The sequence below is a fragment of the Methylobacter luteus IMV-B-3098 genome (assembly GCF_000427625.1).
In the GTDB taxonomy this organism is placed as follows: Bacteria; Pseudomonadota; Gammaproteobacteria; order Methylococcales; family Methylomonadaceae; genus Methylobacter; species Methylobacter luteus.
In genome coordinates this window covers 160,409-182,000 of record NZ_KE386569.1, presented here as the reverse complement: position 1 = coordinate 182,000, position 21,592 = coordinate 160,409, and the positions used below count along the sequence as shown (strand labels likewise).

The following is a 21,592-nucleotide window of genomic DNA, read 5'->3' as shown; positions in this document are numbered from 1 at the left end:
CCGATAAAACAAAACACTAGCGCATAAATGACAGGTAATCTTTATCGTGTTATCATTAAAAAGTTTCACCAGATGAAATTTATCTGAAAGATTTCGTAGTAACTTCAATGCGCCTGCCTGAATTAATATTTAATTATTTGACTCTAACACGCATTGAAACAAAAAACGAACTATAAACGCTGTCTCTTGGCGGCATGATTAGAGCGGGCTGGAAAAATGATTAAAAATTCCCGATTAGGTAATAAAGAACAAATGCTGTATAACGCCGAATTGTCGCAGGATAGCTGCGGCGTGGGTTTTATCACCCACAAAAAGAGCTTACAAACCCATGATTTATTGGTTAAATCCCATGAAGCGCTTTGTACCATTCCGCACCGTGGTGGCATGAATGCGGAAGGAATTGGCGACGGAGCCGGCGTTAACATTGATTTATCCCTAAAGTTCTTTCGCAAGATCACCGGTATCGACAGTCTGGAACTCGGCCAATTTGGCGTAGCCAATTTCTTTTTTCCGGAAGATCATGATCACTACGATTCCGCAGCTAGGGAACTTATTGATCGCCACTTCAAAGCATTTAATTTGCCTATTATTCAGTGGCGTGACGTGCCGGTCGACAAAACCGTGCTCAATCCTGCCTCAATCAAGGCGCAACTGCCCATCAAGCAAGTGGTTTTCGGACGTCCGGAGCACTTAAAGGCCGCCACGCACGATCAGTTTGAAAAGCATATTCAGACCACCTTGCTGGCTATTGAAGTCGAAGGCTTCTCGCGCCCAGAACTGAACGGTTTTTATCCCTTGTCCATGAGCTCGCGTACGCAAGTCTACAAGGGCCGGCTCAACTCTTTTGAAGTCATTCCGTACTTCATAGATCTGTACGATAAAAATCACGAAATCAGCACGCTGTTTTTCCATACCCGGTTTTCAACCAACACAGCTCCGGCTGCGCTGATGGCGCAACCATTCCGTTACATGGCTCATAACGGCGAATTAAACACCGACAAGAAAAACCGCTTGAGCGAAAACGCTATCGCTCGCCAGCACAACAAACACATCGTGTTCCCATGCGGCCAGTCAGACTCAGGTCGTCTGGACCAAACCCTGACGCGCCGTATCAACGAAGACAATCTCAATATCGTCACGGCCGTGCTGGCGATGATGCCGCCAGCCTGGGAAAACGACACGACACTGTCGCCACAAGTGCGCGCCATGCTGGAATATTTCAGCCTGTATGAAGAAAAGAACGACGGCCCGGCCGCGCTGATTTTCAGCGACGGCATACGCGTCGGTGCACGCCTGGACCGCCTCGGCCTGCGTCCTTTACGCTCGGTTGAAACTGAAGATTATCTGGCCGTCATGTCCGAAGCCGGGCAAATCGATTTCCCCCCCAAAGACGTCTTAAAGCGCGGGCGCATCGAAGCCGGCGGCATGATCTACTTCGACCACAGCACCGGCGAAGCTTACAACACCCATCAAGTCATGGAGCGCCTGGCCCAGGAAAAAGACTACCAGGCGTTGCTGGCGAAAAGCTGTATCCATATGTCGGAACTGCCGAAGGTTGAACTGTCCGAAATCGATAACGAGCATTCCTTTACGATAGATCAGCAACACACCGCTTATTCTCTCAATCAGGAAAGCTTCAGATTTTTGCTCGACCCCATGCTAACCACCGGCATGGAAAAAGTATCGGCCATGGGCTACGGCATTGCGCCTAATGCGCTGTCCGGCACGGAAGGCGGCATGTCACGCTATTTCAGCCAGCGCTTTGCGCAGGTGACCAATCCGCCACTCGACTCACTGCGGGAAAGCGACGGCATGACCTTGCGCGTGGCCTTGGGAGCCAAACCGACTTTTTCCGATGAGTACAGCAAACAGCTCGTTATAGACTCACCGATTCTGCAACGCACCCAACTGGGGCAAATCCGTAAACAATCGGCCGTCAGCGTTGTCACGCTGGACATGCTATATACGCCCGACTTTAATGATCCGAAACGTAACGAGGACGCGCTGGAGGTAGCATTGTTGGCTGTTTGCGAGCAGGTTGAGAACGCTGCGCGCAAAAACACCGGCATTATTATCCTGAGCGATACCAACATCGGCAAAGACAGAGCCGCCATTCCGGCACTGCTGATGATTGCGGCCGCCAACCAGCATCTGGTCAAACAGGGCCTGCGTTTTAACTCATCGTTAATCGCGGAGACCGGGCAGGCGGCAAGTTCGCATGATATCGCCACGATTTTAGGCTTCGGCGCTTCGGCGGTCTGCCCGATCAGCGTGCACAACCGGGTGATCAGCCATTATGCAACTGGTGAACAGCAAAAAGCGCTGTACAATTTCCAGAAAGCGGCTGAAAAATCGCTCATGAAAACCATGGGCAAATTCGGCCTATGTACCGTGGAAAGCTATATTGGCGGGGAATTCTTCGAATCCAATTATCTGGATACCGACGAACCTAAACTAAGCCCTTACTTTCCAAATATCCATGCTTCGGTCGGCGGCGCGCGTTATGCCGATATCGCAGCCAGCGCAACAGAATGGCACCAAAAAGCACTGTCCGTGCGCGAGGAGAAAGACATTCCGTTCCTGGGACTGTTCAAGGAACGTCAGGATGGCGCCGGACATACCTTCGGAAATACCGCGGTTCGGGAATATATCAATATGACCGATGAGGAGATTCTGTACATCCCTCAGGATAAATCGCCCGTAGCCAGCGACACTGCCTACGTCGATTTCGGTTATGAAAAACGCACGCCGGAACAAATCGATGCCTTCGGCATCACGCCGGCTTATCGCAGTTTTACCAAAAATCTGTACCTTGAGCGAGATTCCAGACCAGCCGCCTTGCGCGACATCATGGATTTCCCGGTCGACATCAGCACTGCCGAAACAGCCGCCGATTTCGACCGCATTCTCGGCAGACAGAATCTGCACGGTAACATCAACTATCTGATTCGCGGCCTGAAGGTCACTCAAGCCGATAACGCTTCTTTCAGCATCGGCTTTACTGAAAACTCATCTGAAGCACGTTTAGAGCAACTGGCACAGCATCTAAAAAAACGTTTCTCCAAGACCGAGTTCAGCGCGGCCATCACAGGCAATGCGTTAAACATCAAAACGGCCGACACGGATAGCCTGCTGGCTAACTATTTATCATCCATTCAAAGCGCACGCGATCCGATTGCCTTGGCTGAAGTACAACCGGCTCATGAAATCACAGCAACGTTGGCTTCCGGTGCAATGAGTCACGGAGCTCTTCTGGCGGAAGCGCACGAAGCGGTCGCCCAGGGCACGAACATCGTCGGCGCACTCAGCAACTCCGGCGAAGGTGGTGAACATTCCAGCCGTTTCAACTCGCTGCGCTCGAGCAAAATTAAACAATTCGCGTCAGGGCGTTTCGGAGTCTGGGCCGGCTATCTGGCCGATCTCAATATCCAGGAGATCGAAATCAAAATCGCCCAAGGCGCTAAACCGGGCGAAGGCGGCCAATTGCCAGCGCCCAAAGTCTCGGTCGAAATCGCCGCCTTGCGCGGCGGCACGCCCAAAGTTGAGCTGATCAGCCCCCCACCGCATCACGACACCTACTCTATCGAGGATTTGGGGCAATTGATTCATGATGCCAAGGCCGCGCGCGTAAAAGTCGGCGTTAAGCTGGTGTCGTCGGAAGGTATCGGCACGATTGCTGTCGGTGTCGCCAAAGCCGGCGCCGACGTAATCAACGTGGCCGGCAATACCGGCGGCACCGGCGCGGCCGCCGTGACCAGCCTGAAAAACACCGGCCGGTCGCCTGAAATCGGTATCGCCGAAGTGCACCAGGCATTAGCCGTCAACGGCCTGCGCGACAAAGTCATATTGCGCTGCAGTGCCGCGCATCAAAGCGGGCTCGATGTCGTTAAATCAGCTATTTTAGGTGCCGATTCCTTCGAATTCGGCACCACAGCCTTAATGATGCTGCGCTGCGTCATGGCCAAGAACTGTAACATCAAATGCCCGGCCGGCCTGACCACGGAGCATGAAGAGTTTAAAGGCGATGCGCGCGTTCTGGCCCAATATTTCATGAATCTGGCTCATGAAGTCAGGGAAATACTGGCCGTATTAGGCTATCGGAATCTGCTCGAAATACGCGGTAAAACCGATTTACTGCACCTGATCAATCACGAAGCCATGATCGGTCAACTGGATCTGACCCGCTTGCTTGCGCAAGTGAGCGAGGTAAAAGTTGAAAAACCGATCTACCTGGAAGCCGACTTCAGCATTGATGACGCCATTATCAAACGGTTTAAAGCCGATATCATTGACGGCAATAAACAGCAGCTCATCATCGAAGGCGCCGATTTCAAGCTGAACAACCGTAACAAAACGGTGGGCGGACAGGCTGCAATCGATATTGAGCGCACACTGGCCTATGCGCTCAACGATGAGCAGGTGTCCCGTTCCAAGATCATTTACACCAACCAGCACGGCCGCCGTTATCTGGCGCCGGACAGTGTGATCATCCGCACGCATGGCTCGGCCGGGCAAAGTTATGCCGCCTTCATGAATGACGGCATGCGCATGGAACATACCGGCACCTGTAATGACGGCGTCGGCAAGTCGGCTTGCGGCGGCACACTGATCGTCGAATCGCCGGGCGGCGGCATTAAAACGCCAGGCAACAACGTGCTGATCGGCAACTTTGCCCTGTTTGGCGCCAGCGGCGGCAAGGCCTTTATCAATGGTGAAGCCGGCGACCGTTTTGCGGTCAGAAACTCAGGTGCCATGGCGGTCGTTGAAGGTGTCGGCGATTTCGCCTGCGAATACATGATTAACGGCGCCGTGTTGAATATCGGCCGGTTTGGCAAAGGCTTCTGCAATGGCATGTCCGGCGGCAATGCCTATCAGTATGACCCGGAAGATCAGCTTGAAAATCTGTACGACAAGTCGTCCGTGGAACTGCATCGCCTGACCGAGGACACCGACACGGCCCGCGCCCATGAGCAGTTCATTCTGTATATGCTCGAGCAGCATGCCGACTATGCCAACTCAAGCAGAGCCAGATGGCTGCTCGATCACTGGCCTACCGAACGTGAGCATTTCAAATTTACGCAGCCCCTATGGCTCTATAAAACCCAGACGGCCAAATATTTGCAGCAATCACTGGATCGCAAGGAAATGATCGAGGAATTGTCGCTGGAACTGGCGGCCGCGCAAATTGAGCAAGTCAGAAACGCTTACCAGACAACACAACCGTTGTTCGGCGGCGCGATTCCGGCTTATGGCACGACCGATACGGCATTGATGTTCAAGCTGGTCAACAGCTTTTCAGTGTTTGAAAAAGCTCAATCTTCTGCACGTGACATGCTGAAACATCTGCCTGAAGCGTTGCAAACTCAAAGCCAGATAGAACAGGCTGCGCGCAAGCTGATCATGGAGCGTCCGCGCAAACTGCAGGAAGCGCTGGTTAAAAATACGCGCGAAGCTTACAGCAATTACAGTGATGATCAACTTGCCTGTCTGCTGGCGGCCAAACGTCTCAATGATTACAAGAAAGCATTAATCAGGCGTGATGTACAAAGTATCTACTCGATAGGCTCTACAGCCTGGATTATTGAGCAGGAAAAAATCAATAGGGAGGCATTGGCCGACATTCCTTCTATCGAGGAATATCTGGCCGGACTCGTCGGCTTGGGCATTGTTCAGGACATGATGAGCGCCCAACCGGCTTAAATCCATTCTTTTCAACACATCGGCCTCTCCTCTACAATAGGAAGGCCGATCTACAGACAGTGATTTGTTAGTAACTTAAATGAAAACACCTCATATCCCACTCGACGCTCCCTATAGCGATAGTCAGCGCGCATGGCTTAGCGGCTTTTTTGCCGGCATGCATACGCATATGCTGCAAAGCGCCGGCTCTGTCAATCAAGCAGATGCCCGCGTCATCAACATTCTGTACGGCAGCCAGACCGGCAACGCCGAATCCATCGCCCATGATGCCGCCAATATCGCAAAAACACATGGTTTGAAACCACTGGTAAAAAGCATGGATGAGGTTGAAATCAATCATCTTGCCGCCATGGAATACTTGCTGATCGTCACCAGCACCTACGGCGAAGGCGAAATGCCTGACAATGCCCAAATGCTGTGGGAAGCCGTTTCCGCCGATTCGGCGCCGGCCCTTAACAACATGAAATTCTCTGTGTTGGCGTTAGGCGACACCAGCTACGACTTATTCTGCCAAGCGGGCATGGAGTGGGACAGAAGGCTGGCTGAACTGGGAGCGACGCGCATCTATGACCGTACTGACTGCGACGTCGATTTTGAAGAATCTGCAGCAAACTGGATCAGCGCCGTTATTCCGCATATGGCTGATGGCGCATCAACCACGGTTATCGTTGATGTCGAAGCAAGTCCTGCCGAAAAATCCCAATACAACCGGAAAAACCCGTTCCCGGCTAAAATGCTCGTCAACCGACTTCTGACAGCCGAGGTGTCGTCAAAAGAAACACGGCATTATGAGATTTCCATTACCGGTTCCGGGTTAAGCTACGAAGCCGGCGATGCCCTATGCGTGGTGCCAACCAACTGCCCCAAGCTGGTCGCAGATATCCTGAAAGCTATCGGCTGCAAGGGCGATGAGGACGAACCGGTCAACGGCGAATCCATTGCTTTACATGAAGCCTTGCGTACGCAATTCGAGATCAAGCTCCCCAGCAAGGAATTGGTCGAAGAGATTGCCAGCCGTTCGGGTGATCAGGAACTCAACGGCATTCTGGAATCGGGTGACAAGGATAAGCTGGCCGATTATTTATGGGGTTGCGACATACTGGATTTGCTGCTGCAATTCCCGCAAATAGAATTTTCGGCCGCCGAATTCATAAGCCTGCTGAAGCCGTTACAACATCGCGCCTACTCGATCTCCTCCAGTGGCAAAACGTATCCGGACACCGTTCATTTAACTGTGGCCAGCGTGCGCTATGAGAGCCATAGCCGCCAGCATAAAGGCGTTTGTTCGACCTTCCTGGCTGATCTTGTTGATGACGAAACCGAAGTGCGTGTCTTCTTTACGCCCAACAAAGTCTTTAGGGTGCCTGACGACAACAGCCTGCCTATGATCATGGTCGGCCCCGGAACCGGTATCGCGCCGTTCCGAGCCTTCCTGCAAGAACGCGAATACAGAAACGCGTCCGGCAAAAACTGGCTGTTCTTTGGCGACCGTAACGCCGCTACCGATTTTATCTATCGCGAAGAACTGGAAGCCATGCAGCAAAGAGGACTGCTCAATCGTCTGGATCTGGCATTCTCCAGGGATCAGGAGGAAAAGATTTATGTGCAGGACCGCATGCGTGCAAACGGTGCAGAACTGTTTGCCTGGCTGGAACAGGGCGGTTACTTCTTCGTCTGCGGCGATGCCTACCACATGGCAAAGGATGTCGACAAAGCGTTGCATGACGTGATTGCCGAACACGGCAAATTGTCAGAACAGCAAGCCATTGATTATGTTAATCAACTGAAAAAAGACAAACGTTACGTCAGGGACGTTTATTAATCTTATCTGATAATCCGGGAGTGGCTGACCTGTCACTCCTGACAGATGATAAATCCTTCAATCAGCCAGACTTAAGCAGATACCTGCCCTTTACTCAGATATCTTTCCGATTGCATCTCAACCAGTCTTGACTGGGTTCGCTTAAATTCAAAAGGCTCTTCATCCGTATAAAGCTGATCAGCAGGTGCTGCAGCCGTGCAGATCAGTTTCACGTTATGCTCGTAAAGCACATCGATCAGGACCACAAAGCGTTGCGCTTCATCCTTGTTTTCCAAGGAGAATTTGGGAATATCGGCGAGCAGTAAGGTATTAAATTCGCGGGCAATGGTCAAATAATCGGCCGCACCTAATGCCCTGCTGCAAAGCTCTTTAAACGAGGTGAACAGGATATCGTCATGCGCCGCCTCAAAATGGACGTGCCTGCCCTGCACTTGCAAAACTACGGATTCCGTCGCGACGCCATTGGTCAGATTCTTGTAGCTTTGCCGCAGAAACTCGTCTCCGGCCTCTCCAAGCGAGGCATGGAAAGTCGTGGATAATGCCTTGAGATGAGTCAAGCGGTAATCTGCTTTGGCTACCAGTTCCAGAATTTCAGCGGACTGCTTCAGCAGCGCAATAAACGGCAGAAACAATTCCCGCTGCAGGCCATCTTTATAAAGCGCATCGGGATGATAATTGGACGTGGCAACCATAATGACGCCTTTTTCAAACAGCTGTTGAAATAAACGCGCCAGTATCATGGCGTCGGCGATATCGCTGACATTAAACTCATCGAAACATAACAGTAGTGTAGATTTTCGAATGTGTCTTGCCAATGCGGGAATCGGATCGCCGCTGTTGGATTGCCGCCATTGGTGGATAAAGTGATGAATTTCCTGCATAAAGACGTGAAAGTGAATACGTCGTTTATGCTTGATTGGACAGGCTTGAAAAAAGAAATCCATCAGCATGGATTTACCCCTGCCAACGTCGCCGAATATATAAAGACTTCTACCTTGTTCTGGTTTGGCTGAAAGCAGTTTGCCCAGCGTCAGCTTGCTATCGTAATCGGCTTTTTCTGAAATGGTGTCCAGCAACTGCTGCAAATGGCCTAAAACTTCCACTTGAGCGTCATCATTCTGGATATGACGTTTGACGACTAGCTCCCGGTAATGCTTCTCCAAAACCCCATTTTCTAAGGCCGCTTGATTGGATACTAGATAGTCATGTTGTCGTAAAAAAGGTTTGAACATGAAAAAGGTTGGTTGCCGAAGAGCTTAAAGCGCTTCGGATTTGATTTTTGAGCAGCGCCGACATCGATAAACAGTGATCAGCTTTCCCTGTTTGACATCGAATTGTTTTTCCTTGATGACTTCCCACTTATGAAAGCCGCTGCGACATAAAGTATTGCCTTTATGTAGTAGCGATACTTTCGGCCGTTTAAACTGAACAACATCACCCATTTTTATGCTGATAAAATAAAAATCTGGCTCACTTCTTGGCGATCGCGTTCCAGGCCGCCAGCCATGCCTGTGATTGATAAACTTCAGGCTTCTTGTCCAAGGCCCCCGTCAGGAGCAGACACAAGATCTGATTGATGATACCGAAAAAACACGCATACCCGAGGACCGGATCTATGTTACGAATTTCCCCGGCCTTAATACCGGCCTGAATAATTTTTATAATTTTTGCGAAAGGCGCTGTTTCCAGCAAGGGTTTTTCTTCCGGCAAAAACTCATGTATTTTCAGAACCAGCAAAAATTGCATCACATCGGGCGCTTCGCTAGTCAACCTGAACAGCAAATCGACGATTTCGTGCAATTGCTCCGATGATTTTTTATTTCTGCGCCGAATATCATCGATGGATATGTTCAAACTGTCGAAAATATTGGCATATAACGCCGAGGCAATCATCTGTTTGTTTTTGAAATGCTGATAAATACCACTCGTGGTTTTTATACCTGCTGCATCTTTGATGTCTGTTAACGAAGTATTGAAATAACCTTTTTCGGCAAATAGCTTTAAAGCCGCCAGTAGTATCTCATCCTGCGTTTCAGACTTTATCTGTATGTTTTCTTTTTCCTTATCCATTTTCTTCTTTCACAGCTAATTCAATATGCTGTATCTCATGTGTTAAAAAATCCAAGGATTTACCCGGATTCGCAGCATCATTACTGCTCCGTGATAGCTGTCAACGCAGCCCTTAAGTAATTAACCATAGACCACAGTGTTAATAAGACGGCAATATACAGAAGAACATAACCCACAATGTTTACCGGAATGCCAGCCAGATCCTCATGATATAACAATAGCGTAATGGCCAACATTTGGGCAGTCGTTTTCCATTTGCCTAATTGGGAAACCTTGACTTTTGCTCGCTTACCGATTTCCGCCATCCATTCTCTTAGTGAAGCAATCGTTATTTCCCTGCCGATAATAACGGCGGCGGCAATAGCCATATAAGCATTTGGCTGCTGCTGAACAATCAGCACCAGGACAATCGCCACCATCAATTTATCGGCCACCGGATCCAGAAAAGCGCCGAACGGCGTTTCCTGCGCCATTTTTCGGGCCAGATAGCCATCCAGCCAGTCCGTAATGCCTGCGATAATAAAAATCAGCGTACAGGCCAGGTTGGAGTATTGCCAGGGCAGATAAAAAATAACCGTTAATAAAGGAATTAATATAATTCTTAACAGGGTAAGCGTTGTCGGTAAGTTAAATGTCATCTTGATGATGGAATATATCGTAAATTCGTTGCGCTAATTGCTGGCTTATGCCGTCTATACTGCAAAGTGCATCCACGCCAGCCCGTGAAATACCCTGCAGCCCCCCAAACTGTTTCAATAAAACCTGACGTCGCTTAGGCCCCAACCCTGGAATAGATTCCAATAAGGACTGTTTTTTTGCTTTACCGCGACGCTGCCTGTGCCCCGTTATCGCGAACCGGTGGGCTTCATCACGGATATGCTGAATCAACAATAAACCACTAGCGCCGGGTGTTATATCAATAGGTTGATCCTGCTCAACCAGAATCAATTTTTCCATACCGGGTTTTCTATCCGGCCCTTTCGAAACACCCACTATCATAACATTGTTTATGTCTAATTCCGCTAATGCCTTTTGGGCCGCATATACCTGTCCTTTGCCACCATCGATAAATAATATATCGGGCGCAGCATGCTCTCCTTGCTTCAGCCGTTTAAAGCGTCTGAACACAGCCTGATGAATGGCGGCATAGTCATCGCCCCCGGTTATGCCTTCGATATTGAAACGGCGATACGCTGATTTTACCGGACCTTCCCTATCAAAAACAACGCAAGATGCAACCGCCTGGTCGCCCTGGGTATGACTAATATCAAAGCATTCCAGGCGTTTGGGCAACTCCTTGCAGCCCAGTTCTTCCTGCAGACTGAGAAACCGGGCATAAAGCCCCTGTTTATCCGATAATTTGCTCAGCAATGCGTTTTCTGCATTCGTGCAGGCCATTTGCAACCATTTTAAACGCTCTCCTCTGACTCTGGGAGAAATATTAACGGTATGCTTGGCCTGACCGGCCAACACTTCCGTTAACAGTTCTGTTTCCTCCATCTCATGGCTGACGATCAGTTCATAAGGCGCTTGCCTATCCAGATAATATTGCGGAATAAACGCTTGCAGAATGCTGACCGGCTCATGTTCATCGGTTATTTTAGGGAAAAACAGCTTATTGCCCAGATGCTGCCCATTGCGGATAAAGAATACCTGAATACAAGCCACGCCGGCCTTGGCGGCGCAGGCTATGATATCAACATCGCCGCGCTCGCCGTGGACGAAGTTCTTTTCCAGCACAGTACGCAATTTCAAAATCTGGTCTCTATAGATGGCCGCCCGTTCATAGTCAAGATCGGCCGCCGCCATCTCCATCTTAACGACCAATTGATCGATCAGCAGACTGCCTTTGCCTTCCAGAAACAGGATCGTACTATCCACATCCTGGGCATAGCCGGGTTTGTCAATCAACCCTACGCATGGCCCGGTACAGCGTTCTATCTGATATTGCAGACAAGGCCGCGTACGGTTGTTATAGACCGAGTCCTCACACTGCCGGACCGGAAATATCTTTTGCAGCAGTTTCAATGTTTCCTTGACGGCACCGGCACTGGGATAAGGACCAAAATATCGGCCGCGTTTGCTCTTTGCACCGCGATGCATGGTGATGCGCGGAAAATCCTGCTCAGTGGACAGAAAAATATAGGGATAGGACTTGTCATCCCTTAGGCAGATATTATAGCGGGGCTTATAACGTTTGATCTGCTGGCATTCCAGCAATAAAGCCTCGCCTTCGGTATGCGTGACAGTCACTTCGATCGCAGCCACCTTGGCAACCATGGCCTGTTGCTTAGGCGAGGCCGTTTGCGGTTTAAAGTAACTGGAAACACGGTTTTTCAGGTTTTTAGCCTTACCGATATAAATAATCTCGCCTTCATCGTTGAGCATTTTGTAAATGCCCGGACGCGTGGTCAGGCTTTTTAAAAACGCTTTTACATCAAAAGCGTTTTCTGAAATCTCGACATTCACTCTTTATCCAATAATGTCCCAATAGTACGAAAAACATCGGCGAACATCTCTTTTGTCAGCCTGTTGGTCTGCACGTTGTAGCGACTGGTATGGTAGGAATCAATCATCATTCGCCCACCCGGCAATTCATGCAATATATTATGACCAAATTTGGCGCAACTCAGTTTCAATCCATAGGCTTTTAGTACCGCCTGATGGGCAATAGTCCCCAGTGCCAGTATGACTGCGCCTAGCGGCAATGCTTTTAACTCGGCAGCCAGAAAATTGTTGCACAAGGCGATTTCCGCCCCGGTCGGCTTGTTTTGCGGAGGCAGGCATTTTACGGCATTGGTTATGCGACAATTTTTTAACTCCAATCCATCGGCCAACGATTCGGAAGTCGGTTGATTGCTGTAACCGAATTCATACAGCGCTTCATATAACAGCAGCCCCGCATAATCGCCTGTAAATGGCCGACCGGTAGCATTGGCCCCATGCATACCCGGCGCTAAGCCGACAACCAGCAACCGCGCATGGGGATCGCCAAACGGCGCCACCGGACGAGCGTGATAGCCGGGATGGCTCTGTTTAACTTCCAATAGAAATTCATCCAGCCTTTTGCACTGCCGGCACTCTTGATCGAATATTTTTGTTAAATTCATGCTCACAAAAAAGGGCCTTAACGGCCCTTTCTCTCTCTAGCAGCAAATATATTATTCTTTGTCTGCTTCTTTCATACTGAGTCTGACTCTGCCTTGGCGGTCGATTTCTAGAACTTTCACTCTAACCACATCGCCTTCGGACAATTTGTCGCTGACTTTATCGACATGCTCATCCGAAATTTGCGAGATGTGCACCAAACCGTCCTTACCAGGCAGTATCGTTACGAAAGCGCCGAAATCCATCAAGCGGGCGACTTTACCTTCATAGACTCTGCCCACTTCCACTTCTGCCGTAATTTCCTCGATCAGATGGCGAGCTTCTTCTCCGGCCGCTTTATCGACTGAGGCAATTTTAACGAGACCGTCATCGGTCAAATCGATACTCGCACCGGTTTGTTCGGTAATACCGCGAATCGTCGCCCCGCCTTTACCGATAACTTCACGGATCTTGCTCGGATCGATTTTGAACGTGATGATACGCGGCGCATAATCGGACATGTGCTCGCGCGTTGTAGACAGCGCTTTATTCATTTCGCCCAGAATATGCAAACGACCACGTTTTGCCTGTTCCAGAGCCGTCTTCATGATTTCGGCGGTAATACCGTCGATTTTGATGTCCATTTGCAGCGCCGTAATGCCGTTCTCGGAACCGGCCACTTTGAAATCCATATCACCCAGGTGATCTTCATCACCCATGATATCGGACAATACTGCAAAGCTGTCGCCTTCCTTAATCAGGCCCATGGCAATGCCGGCTACCGGCGTAGTGATAGGCACGCCCGCATCCATTAACGCCAGACTGCTGCCACAGACGGAAGCCATGGAACTTGAACCGTTTGACTCGGTGATTTCGGACACGACACGAATCACATATGGAAATTCATCCATATTAGGTAAAACCGCCTGAACACCGCGCTTCGCCAATCGGCCATGGCCGATTTCACGACGCTTTGGCGAACCGACGAAACCGGTTTCGCCGACGCTGAACGGAGGAAAGTTGTAATGCAACATGAAAGGCTCTTTATATTCGCCGGACAGCGCATCGATAATTTGCGCATCGCGTTGAGTACCGAGAGTCGCGACTACTAAGGCCTGCGTTTCGCCACGCGTAAATAGGGCGGAACCATGGGTTCTGGGCAGTACGCCGGTCCTGATCGTGATCGGTCTGATTGAATCCAGAGTACGTCCGTCGATACGTTTGCCTTCATTCAGAATAGAATTGCGGACTATCTTTTTTTCCAGATATTCGATAATGGCGCGAATATCCTGTTCCGCGTATTGTCCTTCGGCTGTCAGTTTTTCAACGGCCGCATTTCTGATGCCTTTCAACTGTTCTTGTCTGATCAGTTTTTCAGCCACTTGATAAGCGGCTTTAATGCCCGCCTCAACTTCCGCCGTTACCAATCTTTCCAGTTCGGCATTCACTTCAGGCGCTACCCACTCAACGATTCCGGCGCCGGCTTGTTGGGCAAATTCATTAATGGCATTGATGGCTGTCTGCATTTGCTCGTGACCGAACAAAACCGCCCCCAGCATGACTTCTTCAGATAAACCGTGCGCTTCTGATTCAACCATTAAGACGGCGTGCGCAGTGCCTGCAACGACCAATTCCAACTGGGAGTCTTTCAACGCTGCCGGGGACGGGTTTAATAAATAGTCACCGTCCTTATAACCAACGCAGGCAGCGCCTACCGGACCGTTAAAAGGCAATCCTGAAACGGCCAGCGCGGCAGAGGCACCCAGTAAGGCTGGAATGTCAGGATCAACTTCCGGATTCAATGATACGACGGTGGCGATAATCTGAACTTCGTTCGTGTAACCCTCTGGAAAAAGAGGGCGGATCGGTCTATCAATTAAACGAGACGTTAAAGTCTCTTTTTCGCTGGGACGCCCTTCTCTCTTGAAAAAACCGCCGGGAATTTTGCCGGCGGCGTAAGTTTTTTCCTGATAATTAACAGTCAATGGAAAAAAATCGCCGCCATTAGCTTCTTTTTTACCAACAACTGTGACCAGCAGTGAAGTGCCATCGACATCGATCATAACAGCACCGTCCGCTTGACGTGCTATTTCACCGGTTTCTAACGTAACGAGCCGATCGCCGTACTGAAATTCTTTCCTAATAGGATTCACTATAAGGTTCCTTTGTGTAAAGGTTATTTGAAGATTTATTCAATCCATGACTTGCTAAAGCAGAAACGGCACCAGTATGTGCCGTTTCTTTTGTGCTTTTTTATTTGCGTAAGCCTAGACGCTCAATTAATGAACGATAACGATTACCGTCTTTATTTTTTAGATAATCCAACAACTTGCGACGCTGATTAACCATGCGCAACAAGCCGCGACGTGAATGGTTGTCTTTTTTGTGTGTTGCAAAGTGTGGCGTTAAATGGGTAATGTGCGCGGTCAATAAAGCAATTTGTACTTCGGGTGAACCGGTATCAGTTTCTGACAGTCGATAGGCTTCTACGACTGCTTTTTTCTGTTCTGCAGTGAATGGCATTTATAATCCCTATTAAGATTAAAAAATTAAAAATAAAGCCGTCTATGACGACTATTGAATACACTGTTTCCACGATAGGGGGTAGAAACAGTTGTAATTTTTTAGCCCGAGAACTATTTAGTTCAGGCAGGCTCGTCGTTCAGATTGAACAATTTTTTCGGCGCTAGTTTACCATCCAATAGCATTTCTCCCAAGCCCAAAAAAACCCTGGCATGATACATGCGTACCATACCCGGCAAGGCTTCTTTGATCTGGAGCGCTTGCCCTTGCTTTATACGGATTGCTTCGCTCTCGGACAGTTGCACGGCGGGCAGGGACTCCAAGGGCTTATCGACATCAATCAGGCATTGCTGCAGTTCCTGCTCATCCATTTCGGACAACTGTTCCAGTGTCCTGGCATTTTCGATAACGAATTGACCGGCTTCCAGTCGACGCAATTGTTTTACCGTTCCGCCGCAACCGAGTTCATGGCCGATATCTTCCGCCAGCGAACGGATATAGGTCCCTTTCGAACAGCGTACATCCAGCGCCAGCTGGTCTTTGGAAAAGCTTAACAATTGCAAGTCGTATATCGCGATACGCCTGGCTTTTCGCTCTACGGTTTCACCGGCCCGGGCCAATTCATAAAGTTTTTTGCCGTGATGCTTTAAAGCCGAATACATCGGAGGCACCTGATCGATTTCACCGGTAAACTTTTTCAGACAGGCCTTGATATCATCAAGGGACAACTCAGGCACCGGCCTGGTCTCAAGAATCCGCCCCTCCGCGTCGCCCGTATCCGTCATGACTCCAAGCTGAATCAGCACCTCGTAGCGCTTATCATCATCGAGCATCAATGCCGAAACTTTGGTCGCCTCGCCAAAACACAGCGGCAACAGGCCTGTTGCCAATGGATCCAGACTGCCGGTATGCCCGGCTTTATTGGCGTCAAACAAACGCCTCACTTCCTGCAGGGCCTTGTTTGAAGAAACTCCCAGGCGTTTGTCCAGCAGCAGAATGCCGTGGACATTGCGCCCGGATTTGCGCTTACTCATGCCCGGCTAATTCCTGTCTTTTTTATCCAGATCACTTAAAAGTTCGGCAACCCGCATGCCGGTATCAAACGAATCATCGTAGTAGAAACGCAATTCGGATATATGCCTTAAGCGCATCCTTTTAGCTAGCTCATGACGGATAACAGGCGCCAATTCATTCAGCCATTTGACATTGTTCCGTTTACCCTGTTCATCGGCATTCAGGACCGTAACGTAAACTTTTGCCACAGCGAGATCCTTGCTGACTTCGACCTCGTTGATGGTAATAAAGCCCAATCTGGAGTCAGTAATATCCCGCTGCAGAATCAAGGAAAGCTCTTTCTGCATCTGTGATGAAACACGTGCGCTACGACCGAATTCTTTTGCCATAAAGGTTACAGTTCCCGTTTAACTTCTATACGTTCAAACACCTCGATCTGATCGCCGACCCTGACATCGTTGTAATTTTTCACACCAATGCCACACTCCATGCCCATCTTGACTTCAGTGGCGTCTTCCTTGAAGCGGCGCAACGATTCCAACTGGCCTTCATAGATAACCACATTGTTGCGCAGTACACGTATCGGCAGATTTCTCTTAACATATCCATCAATGACCATACAGCCGGCGATAGCTCCGAATTTAGGCGACCGGAAAACATCGCGAACTTCAGCAAGACCGACGATCTGCTCTTTAATTTCAGGTGCCAGCATACCGCTGATGGATTTTTTGACTTCATCAATCGCATCATAGATGACGCTGTAATAATGCAGGTCAATGCCTTTCTCTTCGATCAATTTCCGAGCCGTGGCATCAGCGCGAACATTAAAGCCCATCAGGATTGCGCCCGAAGCCAGTGCCAGGTTGGCGTCGCCTTCATTAATGCCGCCGACACCGCCATAAACGACCTTCACCTCGACCTCATCCGTAGAAAGACTGACTAAGGATTCGCGCAATGCCTCCAGACTGCCTTGAACATCGGTCTTGATGACCAGATTCAAACTCGCGGTTTCACCGCTGGTCATTTTCAAGAAGACCTCATCCAGTTTCGATGCCTGCTGTGCGGCATGACGACTGGTTTTGCTTCTGTCTTCACGGTGTTCGGCCAATTCTCTGGCGATTCGTTCACTTTGCACCACTAAAAATTCATCCCCGGCGTTCGGTGTGCCGGATAAACCGAGAATTTCCACCGGTGTACTCGGAATCGCTTCCTTAATGGCTTTGCCGTTCTCATTAAACATGGCTCTGACACGGCCGAATTCATGGCCGCACAAAACTATCTGGCCTTTTTCCAGCGTGCCTTTCTGCACCAGCACCGTTGCCACGGCGCCGCGGCCCTTATCCAGCCTCGATTCAATGACAATACCGGATGCGGCACCCTCAACCGGCGCAGTCAATTCCAGAATTTCAGCCTGCAGGATCAAGGCTTCGATCAACTCGTCGATCCCTTCACCAGTCTTAGCCGAAATTTTCAGGAACTGTACATCGCCGCCCCATTCTTCTGGCATGACATTGATAGCGGACAACTCCTGCATGACCTTATCGGGGTTGGCGTCGGGCTTATCGATTTTATTGATCGCAACGATAATCGGCACGTTGGCCGCTCTGGCGTGCTCTACGGCTTCTTTTGTCTGTGGCATCACACCGTCATCGGCAGCTACGACGACAATGACAACGTCAGTCACATCAGCTCCACGCGCACGCATGGCCGTAAATGCGGCGTGACCCGGCGTATCTAAAAACGTTACCGAGCCGTGATCGGTTTTCACCTGATACGCGCCGATATGCTGTGTAATGCCGCCTGCCTCGCCAGCAGCCACGCGTGTCTTGCGGATATAATCCAAGAGAGATGTCTTGCCGTGATCGACATGCCCCATAATCGTTACGATGGGCGCCCGTGGCAAGGCAACACGGTTATCCTCGGCTTTGGCTTCGGCCAGCATTTCCTGCTCAAGATCATCCTCGCTCTGCATAATGGCTTTATGACCCATTTCTTCAACCAGAATAGCCGCTGTTTCCTGGTCTATGCTCTGGTTGATCGTCGCCATCATGCCCAGTTTCATCAAATGCTTGATTACTTCAGCCGCCTTCACGCTCATTTTCTGGGCAAGATCCGAAACGATAATCGATTCAGGTATCGTGACGTCTTTCACGATAGGCGCAACCGGCATCTCAAACTGATGCCTGCTTTCAGGCTGTATAGCCGCACGCTCAAATTGCTTGCCGCCTTTTTTCTTGGCGCGTTTGCCTTCTTTACCGCCAGCGCGTGCGCCTTCTTCCTGTATTTTCTTCTTTTGCAGCATTTCCTGTTTCGCTGCGGCTTGCTGCCTTACTTTTTCAGCATTTCGTTTAATGGACTCTTCGAGGCGACGCTCCTTTTCTTCCTGTTTTTTCCTGACATCTTCGGCTTCTTTGGTTTTACCGGGCTTGTCGTGCTTGACTTTCTTTTCTTCCTTGATTTTTAAGGTTTCATACTCAATCTCGAATTCTGCTTCAGGCTCGGCCTCGATTTCAGGCGCAGCTGCAATCTCAGGTTGGACTTCAGACTCAACCTCTTCAACTTTGACTTCTTGACTCGCCTCGGCCGCTTTTGCCTGTTTCTCAGGCTGTTGAGACTCTTCGCCTTGCTTTAGCACTTCCTCTTGCTTCAGGCGCTCTTCTTCCTGCTTCCGGCGGGCCTCTTCCTCGCGCTCAAGCTGTCTTTGCTGCTCTTCCTGCGCCTGTCTGGCAAGTTCCAACTCTTTTTGTTCGTCAGATTCGCTGACTTCAGTCCGCTTGATATACGTCTTCTTTTTACGTACTTCAACGCTGATTGTCTTCGTCGTACTGCCCGGCACACTTGCCTGTTTAAGCTCGCTGACTTTTCTGCGTTTCAAAGTCACGCGTTTAGGCGTACCTTCATCGGAGCCCTCGGATTTACCATGCCGCTTACGCAAATGCGCCAGCAACTGCATTTTCTCATCATCACTAATTACATCATCAGGGGCGCTAGCGGATAATCCTGCTTCTTTCAGCTGCTCTAATAATCGTTCCAAAGGTATTTTTACTACCTCAGCTAAATGCCGTACTGTTTTTTCGCTCATTTCCTACCCCTTACTTACTCGCCTTTTCCTCGGCAAACCAAGGCTCACGTGCCTTCATAATCAATTTTGCCGCCCGATCTTCATCTATTCCGGAAAGCCTCAGCAAATCGTCCACCGACTGCTCCGCCAAGTCATCCATCGTAATAATGCCCTGACTGGCCATCTCGTAGGCCAGATCTCTGTTCATGCCTTCCATCTCCAGCAAGTCCTGCGCTGGCTCAGCTGTTTCCAGTTTTTCTTCCGAGGCAATGGCGCTAATCAATAAGGCATCCTTAGCCCTGCTTCTGAGCTCGTTAACGAGTTCTTCATCGAACCCTTCAATTTCCAGCATTTCACTGACCGGAACATAGGCCACCTCTTCAATCGTATTAAAGCCTTCCTCGACCAGAATGGCCGCGATCTCTTCATCGATATCCAGCTGTTCAATAAATAGGCGTTTTATTTCGCCTTCTTCAGCTTCGCTTTTTTCTTCGGCTTTAGATGCGTCGATAACGTTTAACTCCCATCCGGTCAACTGGGTCGCCAGCCGGACATTTTGCCCGCCTCGACCGATAGCCTGGGACAAGTTATCCGAACTGACAGCCAGATCCATGCTGTGCTTGTCTTCATCAATGACGATGGACTGAATTTCAGCAGGTGACATGGCATTAATAACGTATTGAGCATCACTTTGATTCCAAAGGATAATATCAACGCGTTCCCCGGCCAGCTCATTGGAGACCGCTTGTACTCTGGAGCCTCTCATGCCTACGCACGCGCCGACCGGATCCAGGCGCGGGTCATTGCTCCTTACCGCCACCTTAGCCCTGGAGCCTGGATCGCGCGCCGCCGCCAGAATTTCAATCAGACCTTCACCGGCTTCGGGCACTTCAAGACGAAATAGTGCGATAAGCAATTCCGGAGCGGTTCGACTGACGAATAATTGAGGTCCCCGAGGCTCTGAACGTACGTCTTTCAGATATCCTCTGATTCTATCACCGATGCGTACGGGCTCGCGTGGAATCATGTCTTCCTTGGCAATATAGGCCTCTATGTGCCCGCCCAGATCCAGATAAACGCTGCCTTTTTCAATGCGTTTTACGATACCGGTAATCAGTTCACCGACGCGACTTTTATAGGCTTCGACAATTTTCCGACGTTCGGCTTCTCTGACCTTATGAATGATGACCTGCTTGGCTGTCTGCGCGGCAATGCGCCCGAAATCAACCGACTCAATTTCCTCTTCAACGATATCGCCTACCTGCACATTCGGGTTGTCCAGCTGGGCTACTTCCAGAAGAATTTGTGTTTCCGGAAACTCCACATCTCCGTCGATATTAGGGTTGGCATCGACGACTTCCCAGCACCGGTACGTGACATAATCACCGGTTTTCCGGTCAATCACGACACGGGCTTTAATCTGATTTGCATGACGCTTGATAGTGGCCGCTTCTAATGCTGATTCTATCGCTTGAAAAACAATTTCTTTTTCAATATCCCTTTCATTAGAAAAAACATCTACTACCAACAAAATTTCTTTATTTGCCACTGCGTCCTCCTTTTTCAATTAAATAGTCAGGAACCAACCGCGCTTTGCTCATTGCGCTGAATGGCACCTCAAAAACCTCATCACCTTCCTGAAGCGTAACAATATCGTCTGTGACTTTTTCAATCCGACCTGTAATTTTTCTACGCCCAGCCAAGGATTTAAATAAATTCACCAATACCGTGCTGCCGATATATCGTTCGAACTGACTTATTTTAAAAAACGGTCTGTCCTCGCCCGGCGAAGAAATTTCTAACTGATAGTTGCCTTGTATGGGATCTTCGACATCCAGGACGCCGCTGATTTGATGACTGACACGCGTGCAGTCGTCAAGCAGAATACCGTTCTCACTGTCAATATAAATTCTTAACAGACCATGTTTAGGGTGTGGATTATATTCAATGCCTACACATTCATAACCTAAACCTTCAACAATTGGCTCGATTAGATTAACCAAATGCTCAGGAGCCTGTTTCATTTTTTCCTCGCTTATTTTCGCACATAAAAAAAGAGCCAGAGGCTCTTCCATAAACAATCAATAGAGGACTTCCAAATTACCAAAGTCCAGAAAATAAAAAACCCCATAAATGGGGTTCCTAAAAAGTGGTAGCGGGGGCAGGATTTGAACCTACGACCTTCGGGTTATGAGCCCGACGAGCTACCAAGCTGCTCCACCCCGCGATTGATAATTGTATTATAAAGACTTTTTCGGATTTGGCAACCTATTTTTGTATTTTACAGTGCTATAGAGCAATCTGCCGTTTCGCAT

14 protein-coding genes and 1 tRNA gene are annotated in these 21,592 nt (G+C 49.4%); 2 read left to right on the top strand and 13 right to left on the bottom strand.

What is annotated here, in order from left to right:
• Positions 1–216 precede the first annotated feature (216 nt).
• Together METLU_RS0102835 and METLU_RS0102830 are read left to right on the top strand one after the other, a co-directional pair.
• Positions 217–5,700, top strand: coding sequence for a glutamate synthase-related protein (locus METLU_RS0102835; RefSeq protein WP_027156909.1), 5,484 nt, complete (start codon positions 217–219; stop codon positions 5,698–5,700).
• Positions 5,701–5,779: 79 nt separating this feature from the next.
• Positions 5,780–7,522: a sulfite reductase subunit alpha gene (locus METLU_RS0102830; RefSeq protein ID WP_027156908.1), complete on the top strand. Its 1,743-nt coding sequence runs from the start codon at positions 5,780–5,782 to the stop codon at positions 7,520–7,522.
• A gap of 71 nt (positions 7,523–7,593) precedes the next feature.
• Here METLU_RS0102830 and zapE read toward each other — a convergent pair whose 3' ends face one another.
• From zapE to METLU_RS0102760, 13 genes are all read right to left on the bottom strand, one after another.
• Positions 7,594–8,685, bottom strand: coding sequence for a cell division protein ZapE (zapE, locus tag METLU_RS0102825; RefSeq protein ID WP_231383534.1), 1,092 nt, complete (start codon positions 8,683–8,685; stop codon positions 7,594–7,596).
• A gap of 307 nt (positions 8,686–8,992) precedes the next feature.
• Positions 8,993–9,592, bottom strand: coding sequence for a TetR/AcrR family transcriptional regulator (locus METLU_RS0102815; protein ID WP_027156905.1), 600 nt, complete (start codon positions 9,590–9,592; stop codon positions 8,993–8,995).
• 80 nt (positions 9,593–9,672) lie between these two features.
• Positions 9,673–10,236 (bottom strand): CDP-diacylglycerol--glycerol-3-phosphate 3-phosphatidyltransferase, encoded by a 564-nt coding sequence (pgsA, locus tag METLU_RS0102810; RefSeq protein ID WP_027156904.1) that lies wholly within the window; start codon positions 10,234–10,236, stop codon positions 9,673–9,675.
• Positions 10,220–12,061 (bottom strand): excinuclease ABC subunit UvrC, encoded by a 1,842-nt coding sequence (gene uvrC, locus METLU_RS0102805; RefSeq protein WP_027156903.1) that lies wholly within the window; start codon positions 12,059–12,061, stop codon positions 10,220–10,222. The genes pgsA and uvrC overlap by 17 nt, the downstream gene beginning before the upstream one ends.
• Positions 12,058–12,702, bottom strand: coding sequence for a uracil-DNA glycosylase (locus tag METLU_RS0102800; RefSeq protein ID WP_027156902.1), 645 nt, complete (start codon positions 12,700–12,702; stop codon positions 12,058–12,060). The genes uvrC and METLU_RS0102800 overlap by 4 nt, the downstream gene beginning before the upstream one ends.
• 51 nt (positions 12,703–12,753) lie before the next feature.
• Positions 12,754–14,832 carry a polyribonucleotide nucleotidyltransferase gene (gene pnp / locus METLU_RS0102795; protein WP_027156901.1) on the bottom strand — a complete coding sequence of 693 codons (2,079 nt, stop codon included), beginning with the start codon at positions 14,830–14,832 and terminating at the stop codon, positions 12,754–12,756.
• A gap of 100 nt (positions 14,833–14,932) precedes the next feature.
• Positions 14,933–15,202, bottom strand: a complete 270-nt coding sequence (gene rpsO / locus METLU_RS0102790; protein ID WP_027156900.1) for a 30S ribosomal protein S15 — start codon at positions 15,200–15,202, stop codon at positions 14,933–14,935.
• Between the two features lie 122 nt (positions 15,203–15,324).
• The gene (truB, locus tag METLU_RS0102785; RefSeq protein WP_027156899.1) at positions 15,325–16,236 is read right to left on the bottom strand and encodes a tRNA pseudouridine(55) synthase TruB; all 912 of its coding nucleotides are present in this window, start codon (positions 16,234–16,236) and stop codon (positions 15,325–15,327) included.
• A gap of 6 nt (positions 16,237–16,242) precedes the next feature.
• On the bottom strand, positions 16,243–16,605 hold the full coding sequence (rbfA, locus tag METLU_RS0102780; protein WP_027156898.1) for a 30S ribosome-binding factor RbfA: 363 nt from the start codon (positions 16,603–16,605) through the stop codon (positions 16,243–16,245).
• A 5-nt stretch (positions 16,606–16,610) separates the two neighbouring features.
• Complete coding sequence (gene infB / locus METLU_RS0102775) at positions 16,611–19,298, bottom strand: translation initiation factor IF-2 (protein WP_027156897.1); 2,688 nt, start codon at positions 19,296–19,298, stop codon at positions 16,611–16,613.
• Positions 19,299–19,308: 10 nt separating this feature from the next.
• The gene (nusA, locus tag METLU_RS0102770; RefSeq protein WP_027156896.1) at positions 19,309–20,826 is read right to left on the bottom strand and encodes a transcription termination factor NusA; all 1,518 of its coding nucleotides are present in this window, start codon (positions 20,824–20,826) and stop codon (positions 19,309–19,311) included.
• On the bottom strand, positions 20,816–21,301 hold the full coding sequence (gene rimP, locus METLU_RS0102765) for a ribosome maturation factor RimP (RefSeq protein WP_027156895.1): 486 nt from the start codon (positions 21,299–21,301) through the stop codon (positions 20,816–20,818). Before rimP ends, nusA begins: the two co-directional genes overlap by 11 nt.
• A 126-nt stretch (positions 21,302–21,427) precedes the next feature.
• Positions 21,428–21,504, bottom strand: a tRNA-Met gene (locus tag METLU_RS0102760).
• Between the last annotated feature and the right edge of the window lie 88 nt (positions 21,505–21,592).

Excerpts from the sequence above, each read along its gene's own strand:
- METLU_RS0102835 (WP_027156909.1), top strand. The coding sequence starts at position 217 with ATGATTAAAAATTCCCGATTAGGTAATAAAGAACAAATGCTGTATAAC.
- METLU_RS0102830 (WP_027156908.1), top strand. The coding sequence starts at position 5,780 with ATGAAAACACCTCATATCCCACTCGACGCTCCCTATAGCGATAGTCAG.
- METLU_RS0102815 (WP_027156905.1), bottom strand. The coding sequence starts at position 9,592 with ATGGATAAGGAAAAAGAAAACATACAGATAAAGTCTGAAACGCAGGAT.
- METLU_RS0102800 (WP_027156902.1), bottom strand. The coding sequence starts at position 12,702 with ATGAATTTAACAAAAATATTCGATCAAGAGTGCCGGCAGTGCAAAAGG.
- rpsO (WP_027156900.1), bottom strand. The coding sequence starts at position 15,202 with ATGCCATTCACTGCAGAACAGAAAAAAGCAGTCGTAGAAGCCTATCGA.
- truB (WP_027156899.1), bottom strand. The coding sequence starts at position 16,236 with ATGAGTAAGCGCAAATCCGGGCGCAATGTCCACGGCATTCTGCTGCTG.
- rbfA (WP_027156898.1), bottom strand. The coding sequence starts at position 16,605 with ATGGCAAAAGAATTCGGTCGTAGCGCACGTGTTTCATCACAGATGCAG.
- infB (WP_027156897.1), bottom strand. The coding sequence starts at position 19,298 with ATGAGCGAAAAAACAGTACGGCATTTAGCTGAGGTAGTAAAAATACCT.
- rimP (WP_027156895.1), bottom strand. The coding sequence starts at position 21,301 with ATGAAACAGGCTCCTGAGCATTTGGTTAATCTAATCGAGCCAATTGTT.